This is a genomic window from Candidatus Hepatobacter penaei (assembly GCF_000742475.1).
In the GTDB taxonomy this organism is placed as follows: Bacteria; Pseudomonadota; Alphaproteobacteria; order Holosporales; family Hepatobacteraceae; genus Hepatobacter; species Hepatobacter penaei.
Genome location: NZ_JQAJ01000004.1, coordinates 40,568 through 41,547, shown reverse-complemented (window position 1 = coordinate 41,547; position 980 = coordinate 40,568). Strand labels below are relative to the sequence as shown.

The window sequence follows — 980 nt, the reverse complement described above, 5'->3', positions numbered from 1 at the left end:
TCTTTCCACACGCTTGAGGCCCGCTATGCCGGTTTTGGTACAGACAGCTATCTGAAAGCTAAGATAGCCAAAGGCGACGGCCCTCGCAGCGGACGCGGCGCACGGGCCGGTCAGGGTTATGCAGTGCATGCGCATGTGCCGCCTGAACATCGGGCAGCCCAAGAACAGCGCCACCAGGAAGCGATGGAAGCCCAAGCACAGCAACACCAGTCATATTTTGACAGACTCAATAGGCACTTAGGTGTTATGGCGCATAGCATGCACAGCTTGGTTTCTTCAGGTGGCCATGCAGGCGGTGGCCATGAGGGGGATGGTAATGAGATATTCTATGATGCCCGTGACGAATGATGCCCTTGGCTAAGGCATTGATTAAGAAAGCACCGGGGGAGAAGGGTTCCTGAGAAGTGTCTTGTCACAAGGTGCCTGAAAGGTTGGCTCCTCCTTCAAAAGGCTGGTTCAGAAAGGATGAAGCANNNAAAACAAAATGAAAGCCCCTCTCACAGTTCTGTTGACGCTGGTGCTTGGCACCGCTTATGCGGCTGTACCGGACGATCTGGGTCTTGCTGACTTGTTTGCTGAAAGAGACAGTGATCATGCAGGCGGCGGTCATGATGCTCATGCAGCGCGTGCCCCTCATGCAGGCGGTGGTCATGCTTCAACACCGGAAAGAGCCACCCGTGCTGTCACCACCCAGTCACGTGCCCAACGCACCCTTACCTCTGGGAGTCCAGGCCCAGCCTTGGAAGGTTCCGCCGCCGCTGCAAGAATAGGGCCCCAGGGATCCTTGCGTTACCAAGCACAGCACCACCAGCTACACATGGAAGCCCAAGCACATCTCTACCAGCAACACATGGCAGCCCAAGCACATTTCTACCAGCAACATATGGCAGCCCAAGCACAGCACCACCGGGCAGAAATTGACAGACTCAGTGAGCGCTTAGGGAGTATGACGGATCGCGTGAACAGCTTGGTTTCTTCAG

The 980-nt window shown here is 55.7% G+C and carries 1 protein-coding gene; it reads left to right on the top strand.

What is annotated here, in order from left to right; genetic code table 11:
• Nucleotides 1–348: hypothetical protein (locus tag IG82_RS06745; RefSeq protein WP_216476176.1), on the top strand; the 348-nt coding region annotated here is incomplete at its 5' end.
• Nucleotides 349–980 lie beyond the last annotated feature (632 nt).